29 protein-coding genes are annotated in these 26,335 nt (G+C 57.7%); 14 read left to right on the top strand and 15 right to left on the bottom strand.

Annotated features, from left to right (window positions below; all coding sequences use genetic code 11):
* Window positions 1-60: 60 nt before the first annotated feature.
* Genes DXY37_RS09950 through DXY37_RS09965 form a run of 4 tightly spaced genes read right to left on the bottom strand, consistent with a single transcriptional unit; the run spans window position 61 to window position 4,925 of the window.
* Complete coding sequence (locus DXY37_RS09950) at window positions 61-864, bottom strand: inositol monophosphatase family protein (protein WP_115126550.1); 804 nt, start codon at window positions 862-864, stop codon at window positions 61-63.
* A gap of 10 nt (window positions 865-874) precedes the next feature.
* Complete coding sequence (locus DXY37_RS09955; RefSeq protein ID WP_115126551.1) at window positions 875-2,578, bottom strand: TolC family protein; 1,704 nt, start codon at window positions 2,576-2,578, stop codon at window positions 875-877.
* Between the two features lie 24 nt (window positions 2,579-2,602).
* Window positions 2,603-3,997 (bottom strand): TIGR03279 family radical SAM protein, encoded by a 1,395-nt coding sequence (locus tag DXY37_RS09960; protein WP_115126552.1) that lies wholly within the window; start codon window positions 3,995-3,997, stop codon window positions 2,603-2,605.
* A gap of 19 nt (window positions 3,998-4,016) precedes the next feature.
* Window positions 4,017-4,925, bottom strand: coding sequence for an undecaprenyl-diphosphate phosphatase (locus tag DXY37_RS09965; protein ID WP_115126583.1), 909 nt, complete (start codon window positions 4,923-4,925; stop codon window positions 4,017-4,019).
* Window positions 4,926-4,966: 41 nt separating this feature from the next.
* Here DXY37_RS09965 and DXY37_RS09970 point away from each other — a divergent pair, with 41 nt between their 5' ends.
* From DXY37_RS09970 to nadB, 3 genes are all read left to right on the top strand, one after another.
* Window positions 4,967-5,743, top strand: a complete 777-nt coding sequence (locus DXY37_RS09970; protein WP_115126553.1) for a DUF3120 domain-containing protein — start codon at window positions 4,967-4,969, stop codon at window positions 5,741-5,743.
* 117 nt (window positions 5,744-5,860) lie between these two features.
* Complete coding sequence (gene psbU, locus DXY37_RS09975) at window positions 5,861-6,238, top strand: photosystem II complex extrinsic protein PsbU (protein WP_066911821.1); 378 nt, start codon at window positions 5,861-5,863, stop codon at window positions 6,236-6,238.
* A 91-nt stretch (window positions 6,239-6,329) separates the two neighbouring features.
* Entirely contained in the window at window positions 6,330-8,015 is a 1,686-nt protein-coding gene (nadB, locus tag DXY37_RS09980) for an L-aspartate oxidase (RefSeq protein WP_115126554.1), read from the top strand.
* Between the two features lie 46 nt (window positions 8,016-8,061).
* Here the strand turns inward: nadB and DXY37_RS09985 are convergent, their stop codons facing one another.
* On the bottom strand, window positions 8,062-9,003 hold the full coding sequence (locus DXY37_RS09985) for a vitamin K epoxide reductase family protein (protein WP_115126584.1): 942 nt from the start codon (window positions 9,001-9,003) through the stop codon (window positions 8,062-8,064).
* 75 nt (window positions 9,004-9,078) lie between these two features.
* On the opposite strand from DXY37_RS09985, the gene rimO reads away from it, so the two are divergent.
* The 3 genes from rimO (at window position 9,079) to DXY37_RS10005 (ending at window position 13,514) form a co-directional block, all read left to right on the top strand.
* Window positions 9,079-10,479 (top strand): 30S ribosomal protein S12 methylthiotransferase RimO, encoded by a 1,401-nt coding sequence (gene rimO / locus DXY37_RS09990; protein ID WP_244277062.1) that lies wholly within the window; start codon window positions 9,079-9,081, stop codon window positions 10,477-10,479.
* A 53-nt stretch (window positions 10,480-10,532) separates the two neighbouring features.
* Window positions 10,533-11,702, top strand: coding sequence for an MFS transporter (locus DXY37_RS09995; RefSeq protein WP_244277064.1), 1,170 nt, complete (start codon window positions 10,533-10,535; stop codon window positions 11,700-11,702).
* Window positions 11,703-11,939: 237 nt separating this feature from the next.
* Window positions 11,940-13,514 (top strand): B12-binding domain-containing radical SAM protein, encoded by a 1,575-nt coding sequence (locus DXY37_RS10005; RefSeq protein WP_115126557.1) that lies wholly within the window; start codon window positions 11,940-11,942, stop codon window positions 13,512-13,514.
* 6 nt (window positions 13,515-13,520) lie between these two features.
* Here DXY37_RS10005 and DXY37_RS10010 read toward each other — a convergent pair whose 3' ends face one another.
* Window positions 13,521-13,895, bottom strand: coding sequence for a DUF4346 domain-containing protein (locus DXY37_RS10010; protein WP_115126558.1), 375 nt, complete (start codon window positions 13,893-13,895; stop codon window positions 13,521-13,523).
* Window positions 13,896-13,919: 24 nt separating this feature from the next.
* Window positions 13,920-15,101 (bottom strand): GNAT family N-acetyltransferase, encoded by a 1,182-nt coding sequence (locus tag DXY37_RS10015; RefSeq protein WP_115126559.1) that lies wholly within the window; start codon window positions 15,099-15,101, stop codon window positions 13,920-13,922.
* A gap of 85 nt (window positions 15,102-15,186) precedes the next feature.
* On the opposite strand from DXY37_RS10015, the gene DXY37_RS10020 reads away from it, so the two are divergent.
* Entirely contained in the window at window positions 15,187-15,651 is a 465-nt protein-coding gene (locus DXY37_RS10020) for a hypothetical protein (RefSeq protein ID WP_244277066.1), read from the top strand.
* Here DXY37_RS10020 and DXY37_RS10025 read toward each other — a convergent pair.
* Window positions 15,621-16,325 (bottom strand): RibD family protein, encoded by a 705-nt coding sequence (locus DXY37_RS10025; RefSeq protein ID WP_244277068.1) that lies wholly within the window; start codon window positions 16,323-16,325, stop codon window positions 15,621-15,623. The genes DXY37_RS10020 and DXY37_RS10025 overlap by 31 nt on opposite strands.
* A complete protein-coding gene (locus DXY37_RS10030) occupies window positions 16,303-17,223 on the bottom strand; it encodes a 6-carboxytetrahydropterin synthase (RefSeq protein ID WP_067098810.1) in 921 nt (306 codons plus the stop codon). The genes DXY37_RS10025 and DXY37_RS10030 overlap by 23 nt, the downstream gene beginning before the upstream one ends.
* Before the next feature lie 51 nt (window positions 17,224-17,274).
* Between DXY37_RS10030 and DXY37_RS10035 the strand changes: the two genes are divergently transcribed.
* Complete coding sequence (locus tag DXY37_RS10035) at window positions 17,275-17,850, top strand: shikimate kinase (protein WP_115126560.1); 576 nt, start codon at window positions 17,275-17,277, stop codon at window positions 17,848-17,850.
* Between the two features lie 3 nt (window positions 17,851-17,853).
* Here DXY37_RS10035 and DXY37_RS10040 read toward each other — a convergent pair whose 3' ends face one another.
* Window positions 17,854-18,117 (bottom strand): chlororespiratory reduction protein 7, encoded by a 264-nt coding sequence (locus DXY37_RS10040; protein WP_115126561.1) that lies wholly within the window; start codon window positions 18,115-18,117, stop codon window positions 17,854-17,856.
* On the opposite strand from DXY37_RS10040, the gene DXY37_RS10045 reads away from it, so the two are divergent.
* Complete coding sequence (locus DXY37_RS10045) at window positions 18,116-18,826, top strand: DUF6816 family protein (RefSeq protein WP_244277070.1); 711 nt, start codon at window positions 18,116-18,118, stop codon at window positions 18,824-18,826. The two genes, DXY37_RS10040 and DXY37_RS10045, sit on opposite strands and share 2 nt — an antisense overlap.
* Here DXY37_RS10045 and DXY37_RS10050 read toward each other — a convergent pair.
* The 3 genes from DXY37_RS10050 to DXY37_RS10060 form a co-directional block, all read right to left on the bottom strand.
* A complete protein-coding gene (locus DXY37_RS10050) occupies window positions 18,798-19,526 on the bottom strand; it encodes a glutathione S-transferase family protein (RefSeq protein ID WP_115126562.1) in 729 nt (242 codons plus the stop codon). The two genes, DXY37_RS10045 and DXY37_RS10050, sit on opposite strands and share 29 nt — an antisense overlap.
* 94 nt (window positions 19,527-19,620) lie before the next feature.
* Window positions 19,621-20,373, bottom strand: a complete 753-nt coding sequence (locus tag DXY37_RS10055) for a putative 2OG-Fe(II) oxygenase (RefSeq protein ID WP_115126563.1) — start codon at window positions 20,371-20,373, stop codon at window positions 19,621-19,623.
* Between the two features lie 113 nt (window positions 20,374-20,486).
* Window positions 20,487-20,702, bottom strand: coding sequence for a hypothetical protein (locus DXY37_RS10060; RefSeq protein WP_115126589.1), 216 nt, complete (start codon window positions 20,700-20,702; stop codon window positions 20,487-20,489).
* Window positions 20,703-21,063: 361 nt separating this feature from the next.
* On the opposite strand from DXY37_RS10060, the gene DXY37_RS10065 reads away from it, so the two are divergent.
* The 5 genes from DXY37_RS10065 (at window position 21,064) to DXY37_RS10085 (ending at window position 25,369) form a co-directional block, all read left to right on the top strand.
* Window positions 21,064-21,270, top strand: a complete 207-nt coding sequence (locus DXY37_RS10065) for a DUF751 family protein (RefSeq protein ID WP_066911775.1) — start codon at window positions 21,064-21,066, stop codon at window positions 21,268-21,270.
* Window position 21,271: 1 nt separating this feature from the next.
* On the top strand, window positions 21,272-21,673 hold the full coding sequence (rbfA, locus tag DXY37_RS10070) for a 30S ribosome-binding factor RbfA (protein ID WP_115126564.1): 402 nt from the start codon (window positions 21,272-21,274) through the stop codon (window positions 21,671-21,673).
* The gene (locus DXY37_RS10075) at window positions 21,666-23,282 is read left to right on the top strand and encodes a glycoside hydrolase family 3 N-terminal domain-containing protein (protein ID WP_115126565.1); all 1,617 of its coding nucleotides are present in this window, start codon (window positions 21,666-21,668) and stop codon (window positions 23,280-23,282) included. The genes rbfA and DXY37_RS10075 overlap by 8 nt, the downstream gene beginning before the upstream one ends.
* Before the next feature lie 69 nt (window positions 23,283-23,351).
* Entirely contained in the window at window positions 23,352-24,563 is a 1,212-nt protein-coding gene (locus DXY37_RS10080) for a glycosyltransferase family 2 protein (RefSeq protein ID WP_115126590.1), read from the top strand.
* Window positions 24,560-25,369 (top strand): uroporphyrinogen-III synthase, encoded by an 810-nt coding sequence (locus DXY37_RS10085; RefSeq protein ID WP_115126566.1) that lies wholly within the window; start codon window positions 24,560-24,562, stop codon window positions 25,367-25,369. Before DXY37_RS10080 ends, DXY37_RS10085 begins: the two co-directional genes overlap by 4 nt.
* On the opposite strand, the gene DXY37_RS10090 is transcribed toward DXY37_RS10085, so the two are convergent.
* Window positions 25,348-25,932 (bottom strand): hypothetical protein, encoded by a 585-nt coding sequence (locus DXY37_RS10090; protein ID WP_136975592.1) that lies wholly within the window; start codon window positions 25,930-25,932, stop codon window positions 25,348-25,350. The two genes, DXY37_RS10085 and DXY37_RS10090, sit on opposite strands and share 22 nt — an antisense overlap.
* Window positions 25,883-26,332, bottom strand: a complete 450-nt coding sequence (locus DXY37_RS10095) for an SRPBCC family protein (protein ID WP_067098778.1) — start codon at window positions 26,330-26,332, stop codon at window positions 25,883-25,885. The genes DXY37_RS10090 and DXY37_RS10095 overlap by 50 nt, the downstream gene beginning before the upstream one ends.
* Window positions 26,333-26,335 lie beyond the last annotated feature (3 nt).

Here is a 26,335-nt window from a genome sequence, read left to right on the forward strand (position 1 = left end):
CCTGCCGCGCAGTCCAAAAACATAACTCACAAACATCCCCTAACGCAACTGATCGACAAGTTAGGGAAGCAGCAACGACTCTCCCCAGGGCCTGAGACGCTCAAGTTCAGCCTGCGAACTCGCTGCGATCACAGGAAAACTGACATCGGAAAGATCTTGTCCAGGCGTCAGCGCCGCCGGGTCGTGATCAAGCCATTGCAGGGGACAGCCCAGTTCGCTGAGAACCAGCCAGGCTGCTGCCAGATCCCAGATCTTGGGTGTGGCCTCCAGGGCTGCAACGGTCTGTCCCATGGCCACGCTGACCAGATTCAGGCTGGCAACACCAAGCAAGCGAATTTTTCCGGGGAAAGGATCCTGATGCCGGCGTTGCAGCACCCGAATTGCTCGACTACAGAGCGAAACACAGGTACTGCCTGACTGAAGACGCGTCTCTGGAGAAAGAGCGTTGCCGTTGCGCCAGGCTCCTCGCCCGCGAATCGCCACAATCCGTTGACGCAGAGAGGGGATGTCCAGAAAAGCCTCAGCAGGTCGGCCGTCGACAAAACGAGCCACAGAAATCGCCCAGTAAGGGATTCCGGCAGCGAAATTGGTGGTGCCGTCGAGAGGGTCAACAACCCAGAAGGCTGAGGAGGATGGACAATTCTTCTCTCCCTCCTCGCTGAGGGTGAATTCACCGGGAGCCAGCGTAGACAGACCGTTAACCAAAGCCTCATCGCTCCAACGGTCACAGGCGGTGATCAAGGATCCATCAGCCTTGGTATCAGAAACGATGTTTCCGAAATCCTGCCTTTGCCGATCTGCAACCCTGTCGAGCAGCTGATGAACAGCGAGTAACTGCTGGGGGGTGAGAAGTCTTGAGGTCAACGTTGCCCCATCATCCAGATCCCAACATGGAAGCTTGGCAAGCTGGGATGGTGGGTGTGGGCTTAATTTGAACCTCTTCAGATTCAGGGGTTTGTGCTTTGTCAGCTGGCAGATCCAAAGGAGGACAAGAGACAACTTGGTCGAGCCCGGTGTAACGCCTCAACTCAGCAATGGTGATGTTGTAGTCAGCCAGAGAATTGACGTAGCGAACTTCTGCACTTGTGAGGTCTCTCTGGTTATCAACTACTTCACGCTGAGTTGTCACGCCTGCAGCAAAACGAAGCCTTGCCAGTCGCAACGCTTCTCGTTGGGACAACACCTCTCGAGCAGTTGTACGAATGTTCTGCTGATTAGTTCTTAAATCATAGAAGCTCTGCTCGACTTGATATCGGATGAGACCACGTTGATTGGCGAATTGAAAAGCGCTCGCTTCAGCGGCCTGCTTTCTACGCCGGTACTCAGCCCGAGCACGGCCACCATCAAAAATATTCCAAGTTGCCCGAAGACCAACAGAATTGCCCATATTCCACCCATATACATCACTGCTAGTAGAAGGTTCTTGTGTTACCTGGGAATCGCTCCGCCTTGCTGTGAAATTGTTGTAAAGACCAAGAACAGGCTGGACTGCTGCCAAGGCAGCATTAGCGCCGCTATTATTAATTGAAATCTCAAGTATAAACTGATCTAATTCTTCACGGAAGGCATAAGCGGCAATGATACTTTCCTGTAAAGACGGCTCCCAAATACCAACAATTTTTGATGGTGCAGCGGCCGTCGGAGTGATGTCCTGAGGCAAATTAATAATTCTAGCGAGATTTCTTCGGGCTCGAAGCTGGAAATTCAAAAAGCCTGACAAATTATCTTTATCTCGAGAAAGCTGCGTTTCAGCTTCAAGAACTTCGAGCTTGGTTGCAACTCCTGCCTGAAAACGTGCTCTTGCATAACGCAAGCTCAACATTGAAGCAGCTACAGACTGCCTACCAACATTGACTTGAGAATCATATCTTTGAAGTTCATAGTAGGCACTGGCCGTTGATAATCGCAAATCCCTCAGAGCAATCAGGTAGGAGTCACGTGCTCTCTCAAAAGTGTCACGCGCAGCGGAAATCTCTGGAACTCGCCTGGGATCAATCAAGTTCCAGTTCAGTTGCGCAGTGAAGTTGACTGAATCTTCTTCTGTAAATCGAACTGGTTCTTGCTGACCAGAAGAGCCATCTGGGTTGATGACATTCCTGTCGTAAAATTGCTGTTGGGAAGAAAGATATTGAGGAAGACCATTGGCCGTTAAATTAAGTGTTGGATACCAGCTTGAGATGGCCGCTCTCAAACTGGACTTCGCTTGCTGAACTTCTAATGCCACAGCCTTCAAACGAGGACTGTTGACTTCAGCCAACTGCTCCACTTCCACAAGCGTGAGCGGTCTTAACTCTCGAATGCGCACCTGATCAGGCTGATCCGGCAATGCAAGGCTCGGTGGAGAGTTCAAGGTCTTGAGCGTCTCAGGCAGCGTTGTCGCAGCCGGCGGCATAACCGAGGGATCAGCCTGCGGCCTGGAACCCTGCGTTTCAATGGCCGTCGGCAGGGTGCTCTGATCAATCAGGGCAGCACCATTGTCTGAGGAAAGATCAGAAGCTTCCTGAGCGGAGGCAACTCCAGCATTTTGGACGGGCACGATGCCTGCGATCAGAAGAAGGCTTGCAGCTATCTGACGCACATCAAAACCTGAACTTGGCGGAGTTTAGGTGGTTTTCTCAAGATCTCCGAGGACCGCAGCCACGATGTCAGCTGCTCCATGCACGATTCGAATCGGAACAGGAAGTTGTGCCTGAACCTGGTCCAGAGTCATGTCATCGAGGAATACAGGCTGGCCCTGCCGCAACATCACTGATGGCAACAGCAACTGATCCCCCAGGTCCTGATCCTTGAGGCCATCCAGCAAATCCTGACCAGTCAACAGACCGGTGACCACCTGATCCTGTCCCCAGTAGGGGCTTGGAAGACCATGCATCTTCAGGCAGACGCCTTCAATCCCGTTAAGGCGCTCAGTGACGGTCTCCAGAGCCTTATCCACGAGACGACCCACCACCCAGCTGCTGCGCAGCGGCTCAACACGCTCTGGCAATGATTCCGTCGCCTCATCCAGCGACTCGAGGAACGCCCGGATCGTCCCCACACCATTCTCTTGCTGAGGAAGATCCTCGTAGCTGACGCGAGGGGGAAGGGGACGACCCGCAATCAGATACCACTCATCCGACAGCCAAACAAAACGACTGCCGAAACGCTTTTGGAACTCCGACTGCAGCGGTTCCACTGCATCAATCACCCTCGAGGCATCTTCAGGGGTGACGGCCCGCAACCCATCACCAGGCGGTCGGAAGCGCGTCAGGCCCACCGGCACCACTGCCGCTGAAAGCACAGCAGGCCACTCAACACCTGCAAAACGAGCGAGATCGCGCAGGGTGTTGACGAGTGCATCACCGTCATTGAGACCTGGACACACCACCACCTGCGCATGAATCTGCAACTTGCGCTGCGCGAACCACTCCAGCTGCTGCAGCAGCTTTCCTGCTCGTGGATTCTCGAGAAGAGTGGAGCGCAGATCGGGGTCTGTTGCATGCACTGAAACGAAAAGTGGTGTCAGCCGCTGCTGCTCAATCCGCTCCCAATCGGCATCACCCAGGTTGGTGAGAGTGAGATAGGAGCCGTAAAGAAAGCTCAGTCGATAATCGTCATCTTTGAGGTAAAGACTGTCTCGATGGCCAGGCGGCTGCTGGTCGATGAAGCAGAAGGGGCAACGGTTGGTGCATTGACGAAGGCCATCAAAGAGAGCTTCGGTGAAACCAAGCCCCAAACCATCGTCGGCATCCTTCTCCAACTCGACGCAGTGCAGCTCACCGGCGCTGTCACGAACCTCAAGCGTCAGCTCCTCCTCAACAATGAGATAGCGGTAATCAATGAGATCACGGGGACGCACTCCATTGATGCTGAGCAGCTGATCTCCTGGTTCAAATCCCAGTTCCTCTCCAATGGAGCCTGACTCGACCGAGGCCACAACAGCAGGTTCAGGCTGTCGTGAGGGGCTTGCAGGATCCAGAGCCGTGACAGCAACTCCTGCGGAAGGCTCATTCCACACAGCAAGGAGGCAACTGCTCTCAGTTTGGGCCGGCGGCGGACCACCACACCAGCAGTAACACTCCGAAAAGGAGTCGGTAGATCACAAAAATCCAGGTGCTGTGACGTTGCAGGTATTTCAACAGCCAGTCGATCGCCAGCCAGGAGACCACTGCTGCAGAAACAATTCCAATCAATAAAGGCAGCGGTCCGCCAGCGCTGGGCTCGCTGAATGCATCTTTCAATTGCACCAAACCAGCCAGGGTGATGGCTGGAATCCCCAGCAGAAATGAAAATCGGGCCGCATCCGGACGCTTCCAGCTGTCAAACAGCGAGGCGGTGAGCGTGCTTCCCGATCGGGACACCCCAGGGATCAGAGCGAGCACCTGCGCCAGACCCACCACCAGGCCATCACGCCCTTGCACTTGATCGAGACGCTTGAGGCGCGGGCCAAGCTTCTCCGCCAGGGCGAGTAGCAACGCCATCACAATCGACACCACGGCAATCACCGGTTCGCTGCGCAGCGGAGACGTCTCATAACCAGGCCAGAACAATTTGATGCCAAGCCCCACCACCAGGATCGGCACGGTGCCAATGGCCATTGCAATCCCCAGGCGGGCTTCCGGCTCACGCCACTGACCTCTCCGCAAGGCAGCGCTGATTCCCTTCCAAACCCCCACAAGTTCGTCGCGGAAGTAGCCGATCACCGCAACGATGCTGCCCAGCTGGATTACCGCTGTGGCCGACACACCGGGGTCCTGCCAGCCGGCTAGAGCGGGCACCACCTTCAGATGAGCCGTGCTGCTGATCGGCAGAAACTCAGTCAGCCCCTGGACAACACCCAGGACGATATTTCTCCAGATGGCCTCGAGAAGCCCGGTTTCTGACACCTCTGACGTCCTGTACACAACCTTGAGGACGCTATCGCCAGGCCCAACGTCCGATGACATCAGACGCCTCACAAAAACGCTCAATGAGGCGCAAATCTTCTATGGTCACAGTCCTTTCTTCACGTTCAGGCGGGGGTGGATCGTTGTTTAGTGGGCTGATACGCAACCAAGCCCTTGCTGAGCCGGTCCAGCCGATCGCTCTTGGGTGGGTCGGATTGCCCTTCTGGGCATCGATGCTCGTGGTGCTGCCTGTCTTTGTGCAGGCTCCATGGGTGCGCGAACAGCCCTTCAGCTCCTGCCTGTTCGGTTTTGTGCTCCTCTCAGTGGGCGTGATCACCCATTCGATCGCACCCAATCGATGGAAGGACTTCGGCGCTCTGCTGGTTGGCTTTAGTGGCAGCTGGCTGGCTGGCAGCCTTTTCTGGGGGTGGCTCGCGAGCCACCCCCTGCTGCATCTCCCTGTGGAAGCGTTTGCCTTGCCTCTGGCAATCACCGGCCTACAAACACGATGGCGTCTTGGATGTGCCTTCTATCTGGCATCGCTGCTAGGCACAGCTTTTACGGATCTAGCCATGGCACTCACCGGTGTAATGGCCCTCTGGCCTGCGGTGATCGCAGCAGCATCCCCGGCAGAAGCCTCTGTTCTGCTCCAGGACGCTGCGGCCTTCGTGATGAGGCCAAGCTCTCTGCTGACGGTGAGCGCTGCAGGAATGATCATTTTTCAACTCGTTCAATACTGCAGATCTCGCAGCAGCCTGTCGGTGGCGACAGATCGAGGCTGGGCTGTAGCAGCAGCAGTGCTGTTCACAACCCTCTTGATTGATGGCTTGTTCCTGTCGCTGTCTTTGCTCGCGCCAGAACTAAGCGGCCTGGTCTGAAACGAACTGCAAAAAACTGCGACCTCTTGCAGCAGATCCCGGCAATGGCACTTGTATGGTTTGCAAGCCGGCAGTGCCGGTAATCATCCCGTTCCGATCTTCTAGACGGAGAGTTCCATGAAGCGTCTGCTGTCCTGGCTGACAGGCATTCTTGTGATGGCAGGCCTGCTGATGGGCCTGTTGCTACCCGCGAGCGTTCAGGCGGCTGACATCCGCAACGTGGCTGACGACAAGATCGCCGAGCGTGGCGAGAAGGTGGATCTCAACAATTCCTCCGTTCGTCGCTTCCAGCAGTTTCCTGGCATGTATCCCACCCTCGCCGGCAAGATCGTGCTGGGTGGCCCCTACGAAAGTGTGAATGACGTTCTCTCGCTGGATCTCACCGATCGGCAGAAAGAGCTGTTCGAGAAGTATCGCGACAATTTCACGGTGACCGAACCATCAATTGCTCTCAACGAGGGTTTCGATCGGATCAATGATGGCCAGTACCGCTGAGGCAGCTCACTGAAAACGCCGATCGCCACTGATTGGATTGCTCAGATTGCGGTCAAACCGCCGGACAACCCGGCGGTTTTTTGGTGCTGACATGAAACCCTTGGGCACTGGCAGCGAACCCATCCCCTCAGGCCCCTGGGACGTGGTGGTGGTTGGTGCTGGAGCCGCAGGTCTGATGACCTGCCTTGAGCTACCAGACGGGCTGCGAGTGCTGCTGGTCAACCGCAACACCAGCCAGCGCTCATCGAGCCGATGGGCCCAGGGCGGAATCGCGTCCGTCACTCGTCGCGAGGACCACAGCGGAAGCCATGCGACAGACACCATCCACGCCGGCGCAGGTCTTTGCGACGGCGATGCTGTTCGTCTGCTCGTTGAACAGGCTCCGCACTGTGTCGACAGGCTGCTCGAGCTGGGGATGGATTTCGATCGGAACAGCGACGGGAGCCTGGCCACAACCCTCGAGGCTGCGCACAGTCATCACCGTGTGCTGCATGTCCAGGACCGAACCGGCCATGCTCTGGTCGATGTGCTTCGGCAGCATGCCGAGCAGAGGCCTGGGTTGCTTCATCGGCGGGGTGTTCGCGTCAGCCAGCTCTGGGTGGAGAACGGGCGCTGCTGCGGCGTCCAGGTTCTTGACGGGTGCAGGCTGCAATGGATTCGATCGAGAGCCGTGGTCCTCGCCACTGGAGGCGGAGGGCACCTCTACACCAACACCACCAATCCAGCTCAAGCCGCAGGAGAGGGCATCGCCCTGGCCTGGGCTGCAGGGGCCGCGGTTGAAGATCTTGAGTTCGTTCAATTTCATCCCACAGCTCTGAAGCTTCCCGGAGCTCCCTGTTTTCTGATCTCCGAGGCCGTGCGTGGAGAAGGAGGACGACTCGTTGACGCCGCGGGAAACAGTCCGGTCACTGACCTGCCAGGGGCTGATCTCGCTCCAAGAGACCAGGTGAGCCGTGCACTCTTGAAAAGCATGCGCCTCCAGTGCATCGATCACATCGGCCTGGACCTTTCAGGGATCCCCCGCGACCAGGCTGAGCGCCGCTTCCCCACCATTCTTGAGCGCTGTCGCAACCACAATCTCAATCCTCTTGAGCAACCAATCCCCGTGGCGCCTGCAGCCCACTACTGGATGGGAGGCGTAGCAACGGACCTGAATGCCGCGACATCGCTGCCAGGCCTCTACGCAGTTGGGGAGGCGGCCTGCACCGGGCTGCACGGTGCCAATCGTCTGGCGAGCAACTCCCTGATGGAATGCCTCGTCTTTGCTCGCCAACTGAGAGCGATCGACCTGCCAGCTGTTTCAGAGGATGAAAGAGAACACTGGAGGAACCGGGAAGACAGCATCAGCGCGAGTGAGATCCATGCCCGCAGCAACACCAGCATCGGCGAGCTCACGCGCAGCATCGATCAGCTGAGTGAACAGTGCTGGGATGTGGCAGGAGTCAACCGCTCCCGCGCGGGGATGGAGACACTGCTGCAGATGACCAGAAGTGCCATGAGTCCGCTGGAGCGGGAAGAACTGCTGTGCATCGTTCATCGCCAATCCCATCAACAATTGCTGGAACTGGAGGAGCCCAGTCGCCAGGAACTGAACCTGCTACTCGATCTCATCCATCGTCAGCGCACCACTGCCCTGCTCCTGGAAGCCTGTCTGTTTAGAACCGAAAGTCGGGGAGGACATTTCCGCAGTGATGCCCCCTGCTCCCTTCCCCAGTGGCGCCGACACAGTCGGCAGGTGAGAGGAGAAGGGATTCAGACCCGCAGCGTCACTGAATAACCAACAGGAGTGGCAGACAGTGGGCTACTCAGAGGTTGAAGAGCCTTCAAAAGTTGGTATCTCCCTTGAAGCCGGACAAACCTGCAAGGGTTTTCAGATCTTTGACGCCTGAATCAAGCTTTCCATTGATCTCCCAGGTGGGGAAGCCTTCGATCTTCTTACTCTGGCAGAGGGCGCGTTGACTGTTCTGACCATCCTCAGCACATTCAACGACTGTGAGCTTTTTGGCAGCTTCTAAACCGAAGTCCTCCTTCTGCTCATGACAGTGAGGACACCAATAGGCGCTGTACATGACAGCTCCCATGGCGGTGAGATGTTCAGCCAGCGCGACCTTGGCAGGAGTGCTTTCGGTCGTCACAAGCGGAGGTGCACCAGGGCCGGTCACGGCAGCTTCGGGGCGTTCAGGGTCCAGAACCGAGGCCCAGATCAGACTGCCGAGCAACACTGCCAAAGCCAGGAGAATGCCCCGAAAGAACAGCTGAGAGGGGTCGTCCCATCCACCGCCGATCACGGAAAGGATCAGCAACAGAATCGACAACGTCGCTGAAAGCACACAGAAAAAACAAAAAGCCTGAATCTTGAAGACCATCAAGCCCAACAGCACCATGCTGAAGACAGCCATTCCCAGAGAAACAGTGAATAGTCCCCACCAGGTGCGCCGGGACAGATCACTGCGGTTCTCCATCAACCCCGGCAGCAATGGCACAAGAGCCATCACCAGAACAGCGAGGTAAGCAAGCAGACCGGCAAAGGACAACGGAATGCTGAAGCCATCCGTCTGAACAAGGGTCCCCCACGGGCTATTCAGGACTGTGTCGCACCCATCTCCACCCATCGGGCAGGTGAGGTCACCCAACATCCCCCAACGCTTAAGGGTGATCGAAGCGGTATCGATCACCCCGACGGTTGCCAGCACTGCCATGCTGATGCGTGCCCATTTGAAGCCCTGATCCTGACGACGTCGGCTGGTGAGTCGGGTGGTGCCCATGCGCACGAAACTGATTGCTGAAATTTTGGCAGCAATCAGCACGAGATTTATGGTGAAAGTTGATGCGTCGTGCCCATGTCACCGGACCAAGCTCCCGGACGCGGCATGGTCAGCACACGCCCGACCGTGGCTTTCGCCCATTTGGGATGCGAAAAGAACCGGGTCGATACTGAACACATGCTCGGCCTGCTGACGCGAGCGGGCTATGGCGTCAGCAGTGACGAAAGTGACGCCAACGTGGTGGTGGTCAACACCTGCAGCTTCATCCAGGAAGCCCGGGAAGAATCAGTCCGCACACTGGTGGGACTCGCTGAGCAAGGCAAGGAACTAATCATCGCCGGCTGCCTGGCACAACATTTTCAGGAGGAGCTGCTCGAGTCCCTGCCGGAAGCCAAAGCCATTGTGGGCACTGGCGATTACCAGCACATCGTGGAAGTGCTTGAGCGGGTCGAAGCTGGAGAACGCGTCAATCGGGTCAGCAAAAACCCGACGTTCGTCGGCGATGAAACACTGCCCAGATATCGCACCACTGGCGAAGCGGTTGCCTATCTCAAAGTGGCCGAAGGTTGCGACTATCGCTGCGCGTTTTGCATCATTCCGCATCTACGCGGAAATCAGCGTTCAAGAACGATCGAATCAATTGTTGCCGAAGCCCATCAACTGGCGGAACAGGGCGTTCAGGAACTGATTCTTATAAGCCAGATCACCACCAATTACGGGCTGGACATCTACGGACGTCCTCGGCTTGCAGACCTGCTCAGGGCCCTCGGCGAAGTGGAGATTCCCTGGATTCGGGTTCATTACGCCTACCCCACAGGCCTGACTCCTGAAGTGATCTCCGCATACAGGGATGTCCCTAATGTTCTTCCCTATCTCGATCTGCCTCTCCAGCACAGCCACCCCAAAGTGCTGAGAGCCATGAACCGTCCCTGGCAGGCGGATGTCAACGAACGATTGATGAGTCAGTTGCGGGAGCAGCTGCCGGATGCCGTGATGCGCACCACGCTGATCGTGGGCTTCCCCGGTGAAACAGAGGAGCAATTTGACCACCTGGCTGGGTTCCTTGAAAGCCAGCGATTCGATCACGTTGGGGTGTTCACTTATTCAGCGGAGGAAGGGACCGCTGCGGCCAAGCTCCCGAACCCCGTCCCAGCCGAGATTGCCACCGCCAGGAAAGATCGGCTGATGACCCTGCAACAACCGATCTCAGCCGAAGCCAACACCCGCTGGGTTGGACGCACCGTGGATGTCCTGATCGAGCAGCACAACCCGACCACAGGAGCCATGATCGGACGCTGCGCTCGCTTCGCACCTGAGGTGGATGGCGAAGTGCAGGTTCAGCCTCGTGCTGACGGCTTGCAAGCACAACCTGGAGCCATGGTTCCAGTACGAATCAACGGAGCCGACATCTACGACCTCAGCGGCGAGATCGTGGGGGCAAGCGAGATGGTTGCGTCAGCTCGCAACAGCCATTGAGCCACCCTTCTTCACATGCACGCCAACGCATCATCTTCCTGATCGCATCCGGCTTGAGCACTGCCGGTTCCTTCGCAGGGATCACGGCCAAAGGCTGGATCCTGATGGATGAAACCAAGGCACCCATGGTGCTGGCACTGAATTTTGCCGCACTCACCCTCCCCACAATTTTGGTAAGCGGCCCGGCAGGCGTGCGCACCGATCGTGTTGGCTGTGAGCGGGTGTTAATCCAGGCACAGTGGGCACTGCTATGCGCAAGCCTGCTGGGAGCGCTTTCCATCCCGATCTTCGACGGACAAGCACAGGTCTTGATGCTGCTGGCCAGCACCTTGCTGGTGGGCATTGCCGGTGCCTATGAACTCACGGCTCGCAACAAGTACTGCGCTCTGCTGGTGGACGACAACTCCGAGCTGGCACCCTTCCTGACGAGCTTCTCGGTGGTCTTCAACGTCGGCAAGCTGGTGGGCCCCCTTCTGGGGGGCCTACTGATCACTCTGGCGGGTCCGGCCACGGCGCTCACTCTAGATTCAGCCACGTATCTGTTCCCGATCGCCAGTGTGATCTGGCTGCTGAATCCGAAAACGGAACTGGAGGAGCGCAGTGCTCCTGGGAAAAAGGCGTCGTTACGGGTGGCCTGGCGGGAATGCGGCAGCACCCTGAGGCATGTGCTGATGTTCACCGGCTTGATGTGTGTGGTGGGGTTCTTCCACCCTGGACTTGGGCCCTTGATCGCCGCTCGTGAGCTAGGCAATGCACCGATGGATCTTGCAACTTTCACCAGCGTTCTGGCCCTGGGAAGCATTGCTGGTGGACTGCTGCTGCAACGCAACAGTCATCGTTTCTGCCGAAGACCCTCTCTGACCCTGGCAGGGTTTGCATTAGTCACCGCAGTGGCTCAGCTGGGGATGGCCATTGGAGGTGATGTGCCCTTCTTGCTTGCCATGACTCTCTTAATCGGAGCTGGTACCGCAGGGCTTCTGAGCAGCAGCAACCTGATCACCCAGGTGGGTTCGACCCAGATCCTGCGCGGACGTATGGCGGGTCTTAGTCAAATTGCCTTTCTGGGTGGCGGTGGGCTCAGTGGTCTGATCGCCGCGCAAGTCACTGTCACTTTTGGTCTTCAGGCAACCTTCGCCATTAGCGGCACTCTTGGCATTGTTCTGGCGCTGCTTGAGATCTGGCGCCAAGGCGGCTCTGTGCTGACTGAAGTCAGATCAGTTTGATCCGGCGCAGAACAAAACTGATCGTCACAGCAGTTGCCAGCCCTGCTCCGACCAAACCCACGTAGATGAGGACGCCCATTACTGTCAAAGATTGCAAGCCCTATTACATCAGACATCAGGCCTGGAATTACCCAATCCCCCTTAAGCTTCTGCACAACGAAATCAAATAGAAACGGAAGGTTCTGTCCGCAGGGTCAACCGCACGTCACAGACAGACCAAATCCCTCGCTACGGATCATGCGCACCCTCTTTATCTATCCCCTCTTCCCGAAGACCTTCTGGAGTTACGAGAAGATTCTGGAGCTGGTGAATCGCAAGGTGTTGCTTCCCCCGCTGGGGTTAGTAACGGTAGCGGCGCTGCTTCCCCAGGAATGGGACATGAAGTTGGTGGATCGCAACGTGCGGGAGGTCACTGAAGACGAATGGAACTGGGCCGAACTTGTTGTGATTTCGGGAATGATCGTCCAAAAGGACGACATGCAGATTCAGATCGCCGAGGCCAAGCGCCGTGGAATTCCAGTTGCTGTAGGAGGCCCCTATGCCAGTTCCACTCCGGATGCGCCTGAAATTGATCAGGCCGACTTCAAAGTGCTCGATGAGGGGGAAATCACCCTGCCTTTGTTCATCGAAGCGATCCAGCGAGGTGACAGCGGCGGACGTTTCAGTGCTGAAGGTGACAAGCCTGATGTGACCTCCACTCCCATCCCTCGCTTTGATCTGCTACAGCTCGAGGCCTACGACTCGATGAGCGTTCAGTTCTCGAGGGGTTGTCCGTTCAATTGCGAGTTCTGCGACATCATCGTTCTCTACGGACGCAAGCCACGCACGAAAAAACCGGAACAGCTGATCGCTGAGCTTCAGTATCTGCACGACCTCGGATGGAGGCGATCGATCTTCCTGGTCGATGACAACTTCATCGGCAACAAGCGCAACGCCAAGCAGCTGCTCCCCCAAATCAGACAGTTTCAGGAAGAGCGCGGCTATCCCTTCAGCTTCGCGACTGAGGCCTCGGTGGACCTGGCCGACGACGAGGAGATGATGCGCATGATGCACGAAGCGCGTTTTGAGAGTGTGTTTCTCGGCATCGAAACTCCCGACGAGGCGAGTCTCGAAACCTCCAGAAAACTTCAGAACACTCGCAACCCTCTGGATGCTGCCGTTGACAGGATCACCGCAAACGGCATCCGTGTGATGGCAGGTTTCATAATCGGTTTCGACGGTGAAAAAGACGGCGCTGGCCGACGCATCGTTGAGTTCGTGACCAGAACCGGAATCCCGGCGGCGATGATGGGCATGCTGCAGGCCCTTCCGAATACAGCGCTTTGGCATCGCCTTGAGAAAGAGGGCCGACTGATCCAGGACAAGTCCGCCGCCAAGGGTGTGAACCAGACCAACCTGCTGAATTTCAAACCCACCCGCCCCATCCGGGACATCGCCAACGAATACGTGGATGCCTTCTGTGCGCTCTACGAACCCAACGCATACATGGATCGGGTTTACTCCTACTACCTGAAAATGGGAGCTCCCCGCTGGAAGGGCACATCAAAACTGCCCACCTGGACCGATATCAGAGCTTTGTCCATCGTGGTTTGGAGACAGGGAATCAAACGGGATACCCGCAGTCGCTTCTGGCGTTACATGCTCAGCATGGCTCGACGCAATCCAGCCATGTTGGAGCAATTCCTGGTGGTGCTCGCCCACAACGAACACTTCCTTGAATACCGCGCGATCGTTCAACGCGAAATTCGTGAACAGCTGGAATCTCTCCCTCCCGAAGAACCCAGCACATCCCGCGAACTGATGACGGCCTGAACTGATTTAGTCCTGCGTGTAGGCCACTCCAGCTTTCAGGCAGGCTTCTGCTTTTTGCAACTCTCGGCCTAAATACAGAGCATGATCCAGACGGCTGACGGGACGAGTTCCATCAGCCTCGGTCAGCGCAATGCCCAACTCCTTTGCGGTTCTGCCACGGAAGCTTGTGCTCGGCTTACGAGGGCCACCGCCACGGCAGGCGAGAACCTCGCCTGTCTCCGGGTCAGTCGCACGGCCTCGCTCATCAAGATCATTGCTGTAATGCTCAGCTACGAGCTCGCCGGCCTCGGCATCCAGCTTGATCAGGAAGTAACCAGACGGGTCGAGCTCGATGAATCGCTGCGAGAGCTGATCATCAAGTGAGGAGGTGCCTTCTGCCATTATCACACCTTACAAATGATCCCCTCAGGCCATCAATTCAGGCGGCTTGCTGCGGAAGGGAAGCTCGTCATTGATGGCCTCGATCTCCTCCTCCATCAGACCATTCGCCCTCGGTAGCCAGGAACGGATCAAACCATCCATACGCGGGTCATACCAGCGATGCAGGCTGGTCCGGGCTTGAGCCACAAAACCACGTCGGCGCTTGTGACTGCCACCCGCTCCTGGATCAAAGCTGTGCAGGCCCCGACGCAGAGCCCACTCGATCGGAGCGTAATAACAGACCTCAAAATGCAGGCAATCGATCTCTTCTTCACTGCCCCAGTAGCGCCCCCAGAGATGGGACTCATCCTGAATGCAAAGAGACATCGCTACAGGCTCAACGGGATCTCCACGGTGAGCACTAAACAGCACCACATGCCTTGCCAGAGCGGGGTCAACCAGTCGATCAAAAAATGTGCTCTGAAGATATTTGCTCCCCCAAGGGCCCCAACGGGCGCAATGCTGCTCGTAGAAGGAATGCATCCGCTCCAGCAGCTCAGGCGTGAGTTCTGGTCCGGTCAATGGGGTCACGACCAGTCCTGACTGGTTGACCGCCTTGCGTTCCCGCTTGATATTGCGCCTCTGATTGGCATTGAAGCTTGCGAGATAGTCGGAAAAATCCTTCTGCTCTTCTGCTGACCAAAGACTCTGGTGATTCACCCATGCCGCACAGCCCGCAGCTTCCGCCAAGGGCTGCCAGAGAGGGTCCACGTAGAGAAAGTTGCAGCTGAGAATGTTGTTGCGAGCAGCAAACTCATCAATCAGCCGCAACATCATGACAGTGATGTCCTGCGCATCTTCATCGGGATGGATATGGAAGCGATAGCCCTGAACAGGGCTGACGGGGCTCATGCCGATCAGCTTGGGGTAGTAGCGCAGTCCCAAATCACCTGCCAGGCGTGCGAAAGACTGATCGAAAATGAATTCGCCATAGCTGTGACCCTTGAGATAAAGAGGAGCGATGGCAATCAGGCTCTCTTCGCCCCTCCAAAGCGACAGATGCAGTGGCTGCCAGCCCTGATCCGGAGCCACACTGCCTGAGTGTTCCAGAGCTTCCAGCCAGGACCAGCGATAGAAGGGGCTCACTTGTTGTGCGAGCAAGTCCTCCCATTGCGACTGGGGAATCTCATGGATGCTGCGATGCCAACGAGCCGTGAGCGATGCCATCCAGGGCCAATTGAAACGCCTCGGCAATGACACTAACCAGCGCAACCCCAAGGGGAGACAATGAAGACGCGATTGGGCCGTGGTCATGCCCAAATGGACTCGGCACAACCTGAGATGGGCCACAGCTCTGTTGCTCTCGCCGCTGCTTCTGGAGGTGAGCTCCTGGCATCAAAACGCCAAAGCGGGGCTGTTCCAGCCGTTGATTCAGCTATTACAACCACGGATTGAACGCCAGCTTGTGAGCGAATGCCTTCAGCTGGCTGAACAGGCTCTGGATGGCGTTGCTGCCGAAATTGCTCCGAAAAGCTGGTTGAACAGCGCTGTTGAGCAGCCCTGCCAGACACTGGCCCGCCCTGTGAGTGAGTGTCTGATCAGAGAAACCAGCCGCAGCGGCAGAGAGCTGGGAGTGTTGACAGAACTCCTGAGAGGCAGAGTCGGCGACGACGCGCGTGCGGTGATAAGGCGTTGCCTGGCCTCCCTGACTGGTCTGTCCCAATCCAGCCTGAATCAGAGTCCCGTTCAGGAACTGATGGAGCGATTCCGCCGGTAATGCACCAAGAGTTCATGGTCTGCGAGGGAACGCGCCTCCATCAGACTCCACGCCTGGGAAGACGCCAGCGACGCTGGTAGTGGAGTGTCGGACTGCAGCAACCAGTTAAAGGATCCGCCCAGGATCCTTGGACTCAAGGTCAGTTGCAACTCATCAACCGCATCCTGGGCCAGGAAAGAGTGAGTCAAAACAGCGCCACCAAGTAGGACCAGCCGCAACCAGCCTTTGGAGGCAAGATCGTTCAGCGTTTCTCTCCAGCAGGACGACAATCGACAACAGGACTGGAAGCCAGGAGAAGACCCGTCGCATCCAGACAGCAGATGACGTTCGAAAGGTTGCTGGAAAAAAGGCCACTCCAGAGGAAATCCAACCTCACGACTGACCACCAACGCTGCTGGCTGAGGCGAGCGTCCTTGGACTTGACGCTGGTTCAGCAGATCACCATCACGGATCACACAACTGGAGTGATGGGCTCTGAGTGTGCCCGCTCCAATCAGGGCAGCATCACTCCAGGCGAGCGCCTCCTCAAGGACACGACGATCAGCCGATCCACCCAGCTGTGCAGCTCCTCCGCTCGGTGGAGCCAGACGACCGTCAAGACTGACAGCCAGCACCAGACGAACCGTGGGACGCTGAAGCGATGAGGAGAATTCAGACAGGAAGGGCCGCCTCAAGCGCAGAAGGAGTCATCTCCAGCTGTGGAACTTCGGCATAAACCTCAGCCGCATTGTTAGGGCTTTCCTGGAGGCGCACTTTGTGGAGATTGGCACCAATCGCCTTGATGGGAGACGAAAGGCGATCGGCGATATGAAGGGCGATATTTTCAGCGGTGGGGACGCATTCAGCGAAAAAGGGCACATCCTTATTCAGGAATGTGTGATCAAACGGCTCGACAACAAGGTCGTCTACGAGGCGTTGCAGCGCGGACAGATCGCAGACCATGCCTGAGCGCGGATCGATGGAGCCTCGCACCGTGACGTCCACCAGATAGTTGTGACCATGACCGTGGGGACGTGCGCACTTGCCGTAGATGCGCTCGTTCTCTTCCTGGCTGAGTTCAGGTCTTGCCAGACGATGGGCAGCAGCGAAATGGGTGCGGATCGTGAGAAAGGCGTCCATGGGATGTCCGAGATAGTCGGCCCAGAGGCCTGGTTGTTCGTAAAGGCGCAATGCCGTGATGGGCAGATGGGGACTCAGACGAGCCCAAATCTGCCGGACGATGGCCTCAGTGGTGGGTAGACAACCCTCCGGCTTGGACACATCGAATTCGGGCCAGGCGTCGTTGAGAAAGCGAAAGTCGAGCTGACCGGTGACCTCGCTGCGGATGGCGTGCTTCACCTCCGAGAGATTGAGCACCATGCCATGCGAATCAAGGCCACCGGCCATCGAAACGATCAGCTCATAGTTGTGACCATGCCCAGGAGCCAGTGCACAGGGGCCGAAGCGCGCGGCATTGTCATCAGCGGACAATTCAGGCAACCAGTACCGGTGGCTTGCACTGAAACAGGCACGTCTTGTAATGACGCAGCCACGTCCGCGGCCATGACGTGCAATTGACTTCATTTCAGTCATGTGACGGTCCGGCCAGGGGGCATCCTAATGAGCTAACGGCAATTCCGAGTCATGGCGGAGACCACTCCAACCCTGCGGCAGCGTCTGGGAGGACGCAGTCTCTATCTCGTAGGCATGATGGGCAGCGGCAAAACCAGCACCGGCAGGCCTTTAGCGGAGAGGTTGGGGTATGGATTCATCGACGCAGATGCGGTGATCGAGCAAGTGGCTGGCTGCACCATCTCCGAAATCTTTGAACGTGATGGTGAAGAGGAATTCCGCAGCCTCGAAACGCAGGTGATGCGCTCCATCAGCGAACGTCATTCCCTTGTCGTGGCGACCGGTGGCGGCGTTGTCACCCGGACCGAAAACTGGGGAATGATGCACCAGGGCATTGTGATCTGGCTCGATGTCGAACGCCGCCAGCTGCTGCAACGCCTGCAGAGCGACTCCACGCAACGGCCGCTGCTGATGACAGGGGATCCTGCCGAAACACTTGACGAGATTCTCAAGCAGCGACGCCCTCTGTACGACGAGGCCGATCTCACAGTGGTGATCGAATCCGAATCAGCCGACGTCGTTGCAGACGGAATCATTCAGCTGCTGCCGGAATTGATCAAGGATCCACCCAAAGAACGTCCGGAATGAGGCTTAGGAGCCGGGTGGATCGAGACGCACCGCATACCACTGCAGAGAGATGCCAGGCGAGATTTCCAGTTCACAGGCTGTATCCAACAGGCGCATTGCCGCCTGTTCCGGGCTCTCGCAACTGCTGAGATCCGAAGGCCAGGGGTCCAGATCCTGCAGTCGGCCGGCAAGCCATGTCAGGGTGTCGGCCGCGGTCAGCAGCTGTTCAGGCTCGCCTGGCACCAACACCACATAGTGATCGAGGGATCGAATCAGAGGGTCGGACATGGCAAAAGCGTTGTTGACACTGCTGATCACCATGCTGCTGCAGCTTGTGTCAGTCCAGTCCGCCGCCGCGGCCAGTGATCGTGGAATCAGCTTCCTTGAGCAGCGGTTCAAAAGCTGGCCGCAATGGTCCCTGCCGGCACCTCTACCTCGCCCCCGCGCCAAACAAGACCTGATTTATCCCGACTGGTTTTCAGGGACATGGGAAGTCACCAGTGAGGAACTGGATGATTCAGGCCAACCCATTCCCAACGATCACCCCCTGGTGCATGAGGTTCGTTTCCTGCGCAACCGTCGCAGCGAACTCATCGGTGACCGCCCTTTCAACGCTGCCGCAGTGGGAAAAGCACTGCTTGGCGAGCAATTGCTGTCGGTCGAACAGGACTCCAGCCAGGTGAACCGTCAGCTAGCGAGGTTTCGAGACGATGTGTTGCTCGAAACCACCGTGATTGGCCGGCGAGAGACGAGCCCAAAACAGGCCACTGATTTTTTCAGCGATGAACTCGTCCTGCAGATCCTGCACGGACCTGGGGCGCCGCGACTGAGCCGGATTGAGACTCTCACGCACTATGTGCGCTGTGGAGATGACATCTGCGCCGACCAGCGTCAGGTAAGCCATTCAGGGCCCGGGCTCAAAACTGATCAAACGCTGGAGGGACGCAGCAGCCGTTTCAGACTGACGCTCAGACCACTGGCGCTGGAGCAAGGTTGATCAGCCGGGTCTCCAGTTGATCGCGCCAGCGAAACAGATTCTGAAGACGTGGATGATCACTGATCCCTGGAACCCCTCGGCCGGCGAGTGATTCTCCCGAGGAAGCAGGAAAACGCAGCAGCGACAACTGGGCAGCAACCGCAAGATCCGCAAGGCTGATGCCATCTCCAACCAAATAGCCGTTGAGATCCACGCCATCGGCGACGGCGCACAGACTGCTGAGCATCGACGCTCTCTGCTCCTGACCAAGCAATTCTCCAAGACTGCTGAGCCAACCACCTGGCAGACCCGACATCACCTGGCGCACTGGTGAGGGGACATCATCCGGAAGCAGCACGTCGCGCAGCTGAGCATCATCGGCAGCCGCCTGAACAAGCGCAGCCCTGACGGCAGCAGCAAGAGTGGTGTCAGCCCAATCCTCAATCAGCTGCATCTGAGCACGCTGGCGAGAATCCGCTGGAATCAAAGCTGGCTCAGGCCTGAGTTCCTCCAGATATCGGCAGATGGCACTGGAATCGGACACCACCTCATCCCCATCCACAAGAACAGGGACCTGCCGCTGACCGGAAAGACGGAAGAGTGAAATCTGACCGATGCCAGGCGTGACCTCAACCTCGCGAAAACTGAGTCCCTTGGCTTGCAACGCCATCCGCACCTTGAGGCAGAAAGCCGAGTGACGAAACTGATGAAGCTCCAGCATGTCCAAGCCAGGTCAGGCGCTGGAACGGTAGCCATTCAGATCTGCTCCTCGCCATCGGATCTGGAGCAGCCATCTCGACTGACCCCCACCTCGCTCAGAATCCCCTCGGCATTGTTCGACCACTGGACAGCGAGACATTCCTTGGCGTTGACTGCGAGCTTCGAGGCGATACGCCTCCGATGCGTTGCTGGGTCGAGACACCAGTGGATTGAGCCGGCTTCGACGCTTGAAGAGGGACCGCCAGCACGTTGAACGCAATCGACCAACGCTCTCCATCACCCCGGAAGGGTGCAACGGAGTGGGGTTGCCATGCGGGGAAGACGTAGAACTCACCTGGCACGGGCAGCACGTAGTGAGCCATGCCGGTCCGAAACGACTGCAGATGCCAATCCTCAGGACCGTGAAAGCAGAGCTGACCGTCAAAGCATTGGCCATCGATTTGTGGCGGCACTTTCAGAAAGATCACGCCTGAAAAACTGCCCCCATGGGTATGGGTGGGGTTGTAATCGCCAGCTCGTTGACAGTTGAGCCAGAGATCCACCATCTGCAACTGATAGCGACCAGGCACCCATGGACCGCGGCCATGAGGAGGCTGACGACCCATCACATGGGCGATCCAGCGGTCACAGGCCGGGAGCACATGCGTTGAACACAACTGCTGAATCGCGGGATGCCCCCCACTGAGCTCACGTTGCTGGCTGAGTTGACCCGCCAGCTTGACTGAAGCGTCAGGACTAGCGCCGGGATAAGCCAGCACATCGGCGCTGATGCTGAGCAGCTGATTGAAAAGCTGTTCCGGCAGATGGTCCTTGAAAATGGATCTCGGGAAAAGATCGAGGATCTCCAAGGTTCAAGCAAAAACTGAAGTACACAGTGCCAGCGACAACTTGAGCTGACTGTCCACAGCGATGACTAATGCCTGATTGCCGATTCAGCTGAAAGGGTGAAGCGGATGTGACTTCACTCCCAGATCACAGTGCAGCGATATCTCGAATCCAAACGGACCTCAATGGTGGTGCAGGAGGTGTCAGTCACCTTTTTCCCATGGGGCACTTTGCTCCGAGCCTGATTAATCGTGATCTCTCGACCCATGCCCTCAACCGTGACTGATCCGGCATAGGCGCCACCGCAGAACCCGAGCAACAGCAGGGCCTTCACAAGGAAGGAACCTTTCATTTCCAAGCTCAACAACATTCAATCCCTCCTTAGCAATCACGCTGCCGACTCCCCCAATCTTGGGGTGATTCACAGGTCGTTAACCTCCCCTTAATTGGATCAACAAGAATTACTAGCTGCTGTAGCAAATGACTCACTGCCGCCTCGGAGTGTTCCTGAGTCCAAGGTCGCCTGGACGAAAAGCCCCTGAACCAGAAGGTCGTTCTTCTTCTGTATTTGCTCCGGATAGACTGAAATGTGTCAAGAAGGTCCTCTTATTGAGAACTTGCTGCTTGTCATTGAGCGCCTTCTCCTCTGCCGCAAGTCTCAGCCATTCCGGAAGCACCGGCGGAGTTCCCAAGACACCCTGCAATAACTGGCCATGAAAGAATTTTTCATCAACGTGACGCGCTACCCGCGCTACTTGATCGCTTTCAGCCTGGGTGTGATCAATTCAGTCGCAGAACCACTCGCACGTCGTCGCAGCAATCCGGTCACTGCCGTCGCCCTAATCGGCGCTCTGATCAGTGGGTTCCTCAGTCTGAGCTTTGTCCTGCGTGCCATGGTGTCTTCAGCACCGCAGAGCTGACATGGCCCCGGGACGTCGGGTTGAACGCGTGGCAGCCCTCATCCGGAGAGAGATCAGTGAGCTGCTGATCAACGGCATCCGCGATGAGCGCGTGCATCAGGGCATGGTGAGCATCACGAACGTTGAGGTCAGCGGCGACCTTCAGCACTGCAAAATTTTTGTCAGCGTGCTGGCGGACGACGAAGCTCGCAGAGAGGTCATGGATGGTCTCCAGGCCGCCAGTGGCTACCTCAGGGGGGAACTGGGTCGTCGTCTGCAGATGAGACGAGCGCCTGAAGTGGTGTTTCAGCTCGACCGCGGCCTCGAGAAGGGGACGTCCGTTTTGCACCTGCTCGGAGAACTGGAGCGAGAGCGAGAGGTGAAAGGCAGCGACGACGCCGAGTCTTCAGACTTCAATGACTGAGGCTGAGCGTCGCCGTTCTGTAGCCAGGCTTTTGGTCATCCGTGCCAGCGGCCATCGCGAAGACCGGCAGAGGCAGTACCCACGTTGGGAGCACTGCAATCGTGAACTGCAGCGGCTGCTGAAGTCGGGAGTTGGCGGGGTGATCCTGCTGGGTGGCACAGCCACGGAGCTGCAGCAGCGATGTCGAACGCTCCGCAGCTGGAGCGACAGCGAAGACCTGCTGCTCTGCGCCGACGTGGAAGAAGGAATTGGCCAGAGATTCCCTGGTGCTTCCTGGTTGGCACCACCGATGGCGCTGGGCAGGCTGCATCAAAACAACCCGAAACAGGCTCTAGAGCTGGCTGAGCGTCACGGCCGCACAACTGGGGAGCAAGCGCAACGTTGCGGCCTCAACTGGGTGCTAGCCCCGGTCTGCGATGTGAACAGCAATCCTGAAAACCCTGTGATCAACGTGAGGGCATGGGGCGATCAACCTGAGTCCGTTGCGGATCTCGTGGCAGCGTTTCAACGTGGCCTTGATTCCGCTGGTGTTCTCGGCTGCGCCAAGCACTTTCCCGGTCACGGCGATACACACCAGGATTCCCACCTGGAGCTTCCTCTGATCAATCACGGACGCAGCCGGCTCGACCAGGTGGAACTGGTGCCATTCCGGAGATTGATCGACACGGGAATCGCCAGTGTGATGACAGCACATCTACTGATTCCGACCCTGGACGACTCGCAGCCGGCGACCTTGTCGGAAGCGGTGCTGACAGATCTGCTGCGATCAGAGCTTGGTTTCACTGGCCTTGTCGTCACCGACGCACTGGTGATGGAGGCGATCAGCAGGACGACAGGTCCTGGAGAAGCCGCGGTTCAGGCCTTTGCTGCTGGAGCCGATCTGATCCTGATGCCCGCTGATGCCGATGCGGCGATTGATGCAATCTGTGCAGCACTGGCAGAGGGAAGGATCCCTGAATCCCGCCTGCACGAGTCACTGAAGCGACGGACAGAAGCCTTGCATCGCTGCGAAAAGCTCTGCTTCGGCGACACCGAGGTTGAGCTCGAAACAGCAACAGACCGAGCGTTGTGCATGGAACTGATCGACAGCTCACTGGAGGTGCAGGGCCCAATGCTTTCACAACATCGTGATCAAACTGGTACGACCTTGATCAGGGTGGATGGCGTTCTCCCCTGCCCATTCCTGCATGCCAGTGCTGCGGCGATCACCACACCCGAACGCCATGGATACAAAACTCTGATCTGCCACGACAGGGGGATTGAGCCCTGGAGCACCGACAAATTCCCCGCCGGGCCGCTTGATCTGGAGCGACTGGGAGAGGGGCCCGTGTTCCTGCAGTTGTTTCTGCGCGGCAATCCATTCCGCGCCGGCCAGCAGCGCCAAGAATCCTGGGCTGAAGCCATCCAGCAATTGCTGGGAGTTGAGCGCCTATCGGGCTTAGCAGTCTATGGCTGTCCCTACCGGTGGGACTCTCTGCGCAAACTCATCCCGGACAGCATTCCTGCGGGGTACAGCCCGGGGCAGATGCCTGAAGCACAGCAGCAGCTCTTGAATCGGATGTGGGGTTTGAAGGAGGAGGCGCACGAACGCCAAGACTTCACCGACTAAACAAACGAAGCCTGTCGAAACCGCAGCGTTGGAACCGCCTTAGCCTCTGCGGCAGTGCTCTTCACCACCATGCTCAGCCTCTCGATGATCGTGCGCGATGAGGAAGCGCGGATCGAGGACTGCCTCAAGTCTGTCAAGGGCTTCGCGGATGAGATGGTTCTTCTCGATACCGGCTCAGTGGATCGCACCATCGCCCTGGCAGAGGCCTGCGGCGCTCGGGTGGAACGGATGGATTGGCCAGGAGACTTTGCGCCGGCACGCAATGCGGCCCTAGAGCTCGTGAAGGGTGACTGGGTGCTGGTGCTCGATGCAGACGAAGAGCTCCGCTCAGAAGCAATACCGCAGCTCAAAGCCTTGATGGCACAACCGGATGTGCTGGTGATCAATCTGCTGCGACACGAACTGGGAGCCGCAATGGCTCCCTACTCCAACGTGAGCCGCCTGTTTCGCCGACATCCACGACTGCGATGGAGCAAGCCCTACCACTCAATGATCGACGAGAGCGTGGATGCGCTGCTCAAGCAGGAGCCTGGCTGGCGGATTGCCAACTGCACTGAACCAGCTTTGCTGCATGAGGGGTATCGACCGGATCTGCTGGCTGGATCGGATAAGGCGGACAGGCTGCGTCATTCGATGGAGAGCTGGCTGAAAGACCAGCCCAATGACCCTTATGCCTGCGCCAAGCTCGGAGCTCTGGAGGTCAGCGACGGCAACCGGGACAGGGGGCTCAGGCTTCTTCGCCACGGCCTGAAGCAGTTGCCCGAAGGCGATAGCAGCAGTGCTGAACGCTATGAACTGCTACTCAATCTCGGAATCGCGCTGGCTTCAGAAGACAGCGAGGCTGCCGTGAAGTGCTATCGAGAGGCGCTTCAACAACCACTGGAGACCCGTCTAAGCCTGGGTGCGCGTCTAAACCTGGCGGCCTTGCTGATGCAGCGCAATGAACTGGAAGAAGCCATTCAGCTCACCACAACCGCCTGTCAACGGGCGCCCGAAGTGGCACTCGCCTGGTACAACCTGGGGCTGATGGAGCGCCGTCGTGGCGATCTGCTGGCTGCGATCAAGGCTTATGAGCGATCCCTGAGCGTGAATCCCTCCCACGCGGAAAGCCATCAGAACCTGGCAGTGGCAAGGCTGATGGGGGGGGATATCGATGGTGCACGCACAGGCTTCCGACAGGCCATCGCGCTGCTGCGCGCACAGGAGCGACAGGGAGAAGCCAACGCCCTGCATGCCCAGGTGCATGGACTGGTGAAGCTGGACGATGAGGCCAGCGCATGAGCGCCGATCACACCCAACCTTTACTGGGAACCACGGTGGTGATCACACGCGCCCGTGAACAGCAGAGCGAAGGCCGCAGGCTACTTCAGTCGCTTGGCGCAAGGGTTCTCGATCTACCAGCTCTGGAAATCGGCCCGCCTGACAGCTGGGCTCCGCTCGACGATGCCCTCGCTGACCTGGAGAACTTTCACTGGTTGATTGTCTCCAGTGCCAACGGAGTGGACGCGGTGGAGTCGCGGCTGCAGCTCAAGGGACAGGGTCTGATGCAACGCCCCGAAAGTCTCAAGATTGCAGCCGTGGGAAGGAAGACTGCTCAGCGTTTGGAAGAACTTGGGGCACCGGCCGATTTCGTACCGCCCACATTCGTGGCCGATAGCCTGATTGATCATTTCCCTGTGTCTGGCTGGGGGTTGAGAATCCTGCTGCCGCGGGTGCAAAGCGGCGGACGCACTCTTCTGGCAGAAGCCTTCGGAGAAGCCGGCTCAAGGGTGGTGGAGGTGGCGGCCTACGAATCGCGCTGCCCAACATCCATTCCGGCAGACACCCTGAAAGCACTGGGGAATGGAGAGGTCGACGTGATCAGTTTCAGCAGCGGGAAAACCGTCACCCACACCGTGCAGCTGCTGGCGGATGCCCTCGGACATTCAGACATTGGGCAGCTGTTCAAAAAGCCTGCAGTGGTTTCAATCGGGCCACAAACCAGCCAACGCTGCAAAGAACTACTAGGCAGAGTGGATAAGGAGGCGACACCTCACGACATGGAGGGACTGGTACAGGCCTGCATTCAGGCAATGCAGAGTCGCTGAGATTCTCTGGCGATTGAAAGACTCAAACAACCTCGATCCAGATCGATGCTGTTCACAGTCCAACCGATCGGCAGCAGGGCCGCAGCATCACCGGGGCAACGGCCGCGGGGTCCAACGCAGACCGTCCCGGAGACCTCAGAGAGGCTGATAAGCGCTCGCAGTTCAGCACCGACGGCCACCACACCCCTCACCTTGAAATCTGGACCGGCTGCCGCGTCCGGATCGACCTGAAAGGTCATGGCCGTCGAGCTGACCATGGTGGGCGCGAAAGGGTCAGCCCGACCCTCCGGCACGGATGACAAGACCTGTTCACGAGTTGGCAGGGGAATCAGGCCGGTAGCAAGTGAGGAGGGCCTGGACAAAGAGATCTCTGCCGGAGGCTGATGAGACGGCAGCGCCTCGGCTGATGGCGCTTTGTTGTCTTCCTGTCCACATCCGCTAAGACCACCTAAAACGACAACCGACAGCAAAGACGCCCAAGAGACTGAGGCCGAGATACAGGAGGCCGTCACCTCAGCTCTGCGCTGCGTATCCGCTTTCCACCAGATCCCGGAATCGGTCAAGGTTGGCCTGAAGTTCCTTCGTCACGATTCCACCAAGAATGCTGGGTTCCATCAAGGGGGCCAGAACACCTGGCAGTTCATAGGTCACGCTGAGCTTCACGGCCGTGAGCTGAGGTTGTTCGGCGTAGAAGCGCACCCCTCCTTTGGTGGGCAGACCTCCGACCGATTCCCAATGGAGTTGCTGAGCTTCAACCCTCTGGGTGATTCGGGCCTTCCAATGGAAACGGAAACCCTGTGCTGCCAGTGTCCAGTCGGTGAGGTCGGGATCATCGAGGGTTTTAACGGATTGGATCCAGCGCATCCATTTGGGCATCGCCTCCAGATCGCTCCAGACATGCCAAACCTGATCAACGGGAGCCTTGACTTCGGTGGTTACGGAATGTTCGAGCCAACGTCCCATCGA

It is taken from the genome of Synechococcus sp. GEYO (assembly GCF_900473955.1).
In the GTDB taxonomy this organism is placed as follows: Bacteria; Cyanobacteriota; Cyanobacteriia; order PCC-6307; family Cyanobiaceae; genus Synechococcus_C.

Coding starts and splice junctions, on each gene's coding strand:
- DXY37_RS10035 (WP_115126560.1), top strand. CDS start 17,275: ATGGCGGAGACCACTCCAACCCTGCGGCAGCGTCTGGGAGGACGCAGT.
- psbU (WP_066911821.1), top strand. CDS start 5,861: ATGAAGCGTCTGCTGTCCTGGCTGACAGGCATTCTTGTGATGGCAGGC.
- DXY37_RS10045 (WP_244277070.1), top strand. CDS start 18,116: ATGGCAAAAGCGTTGTTGACACTGCTGATCACCATGCTGCTGCAGCTT.
- DXY37_RS10095 (WP_067098778.1), bottom strand. CDS start 26,332: ATGGGACGTTGGCTCGAACATTCCGTAACCACCGAAGTCAAGGCTCCC.
- DXY37_RS09965 (WP_115126583.1), bottom strand. CDS start 4,925: ATGTCATCGGACGTTGGGCCTGGCGATAGCGTCCTCAAGGTTGTGTAC.
- DXY37_RS10020 (WP_244277066.1), top strand. CDS start 15,187: ATGCCCAAATGGACTCGGCACAACCTGAGATGGGCCACAGCTCTGTTG.
- DXY37_RS10085 (WP_115126566.1), top strand. CDS start 24,560: ATGAGCGCCGATCACACCCAACCTTTACTGGGAACCACGGTGGTGATC.
- DXY37_RS10040 (WP_115126561.1), bottom strand. CDS start 18,117: ATGTCCGACCCTCTGATTCGATCCCTCGATCACTATGTGGTGTTGGTG.
- DXY37_RS10050 (WP_115126562.1), bottom strand. CDS start 19,526: ATGCTGGAGCTTCATCAGTTTCGTCACTCGGCTTTCTGCCTCAAGGTG.
- DXY37_RS10065 (WP_066911775.1), top strand. CDS start 21,064: ATGAAAGAATTTTTCATCAACGTGACGCGCTACCCGCGCTACTTGATC.
- DXY37_RS10075 (WP_115126565.1), top strand. CDS start 21,666: ATGACTGAGGCTGAGCGTCGCCGTTCTGTAGCCAGGCTTTTGGTCATC.
- DXY37_RS10060 (WP_115126589.1), bottom strand. CDS start 20,702: ATGAAAGGTTCCTTCCTTGTGAAGGCCCTGCTGTTGCTCGGGTTCTGC.
- DXY37_RS10030 (WP_067098810.1), bottom strand. CDS start 17,223: ATGACTGAAATGAAGTCAATTGCACGTCATGGCCGCGGACGTGGCTGC.
- nadB (WP_115126554.1), top strand. CDS start 6,330: ATGAAACCCTTGGGCACTGGCAGCGAACCCATCCCCTCAGGCCCCTGG.
- rimO (WP_244277062.1), top strand. CDS start 9,079: ATGTCACCGGACCAAGCTCCCGGACGCGGCATGGTCAGCACACGCCCG.
- DXY37_RS10015 (WP_115126559.1), bottom strand. CDS start 15,101: ATGGCATCGCTCACGGCTCGTTGGCATCGCAGCATCCATGAGATTCCC.
- DXY37_RS09970 (WP_115126553.1), top strand. CDS start 4,967: ATGGTCACAGTCCTTTCTTCACGTTCAGGCGGGGGTGGATCGTTGTTT.
- DXY37_RS09985 (WP_115126584.1), bottom strand. CDS start 9,003: ATGGGCACCACCCGACTCACCAGCCGACGTCGTCAGGATCAGGGCTTC.
- DXY37_RS10080 (WP_115126590.1), top strand. CDS start 23,352: ATGCTCAGCCTCTCGATGATCGTGCGCGATGAGGAAGCGCGGATCGAG.
- DXY37_RS10005 (WP_115126557.1), top strand. CDS start 11,940: ATGCGCACCCTCTTTATCTATCCCCTCTTCCCGAAGACCTTCTGGAGT.
- rbfA (WP_115126564.1), top strand. CDS start 21,272: ATGGCCCCGGGACGTCGGGTTGAACGCGTGGCAGCCCTCATCCGGAGA.
- DXY37_RS10010 (WP_115126558.1), bottom strand. CDS start 13,895: ATGGCAGAAGGCACCTCCTCACTTGATGATCAGCTCTCGCAGCGATTC.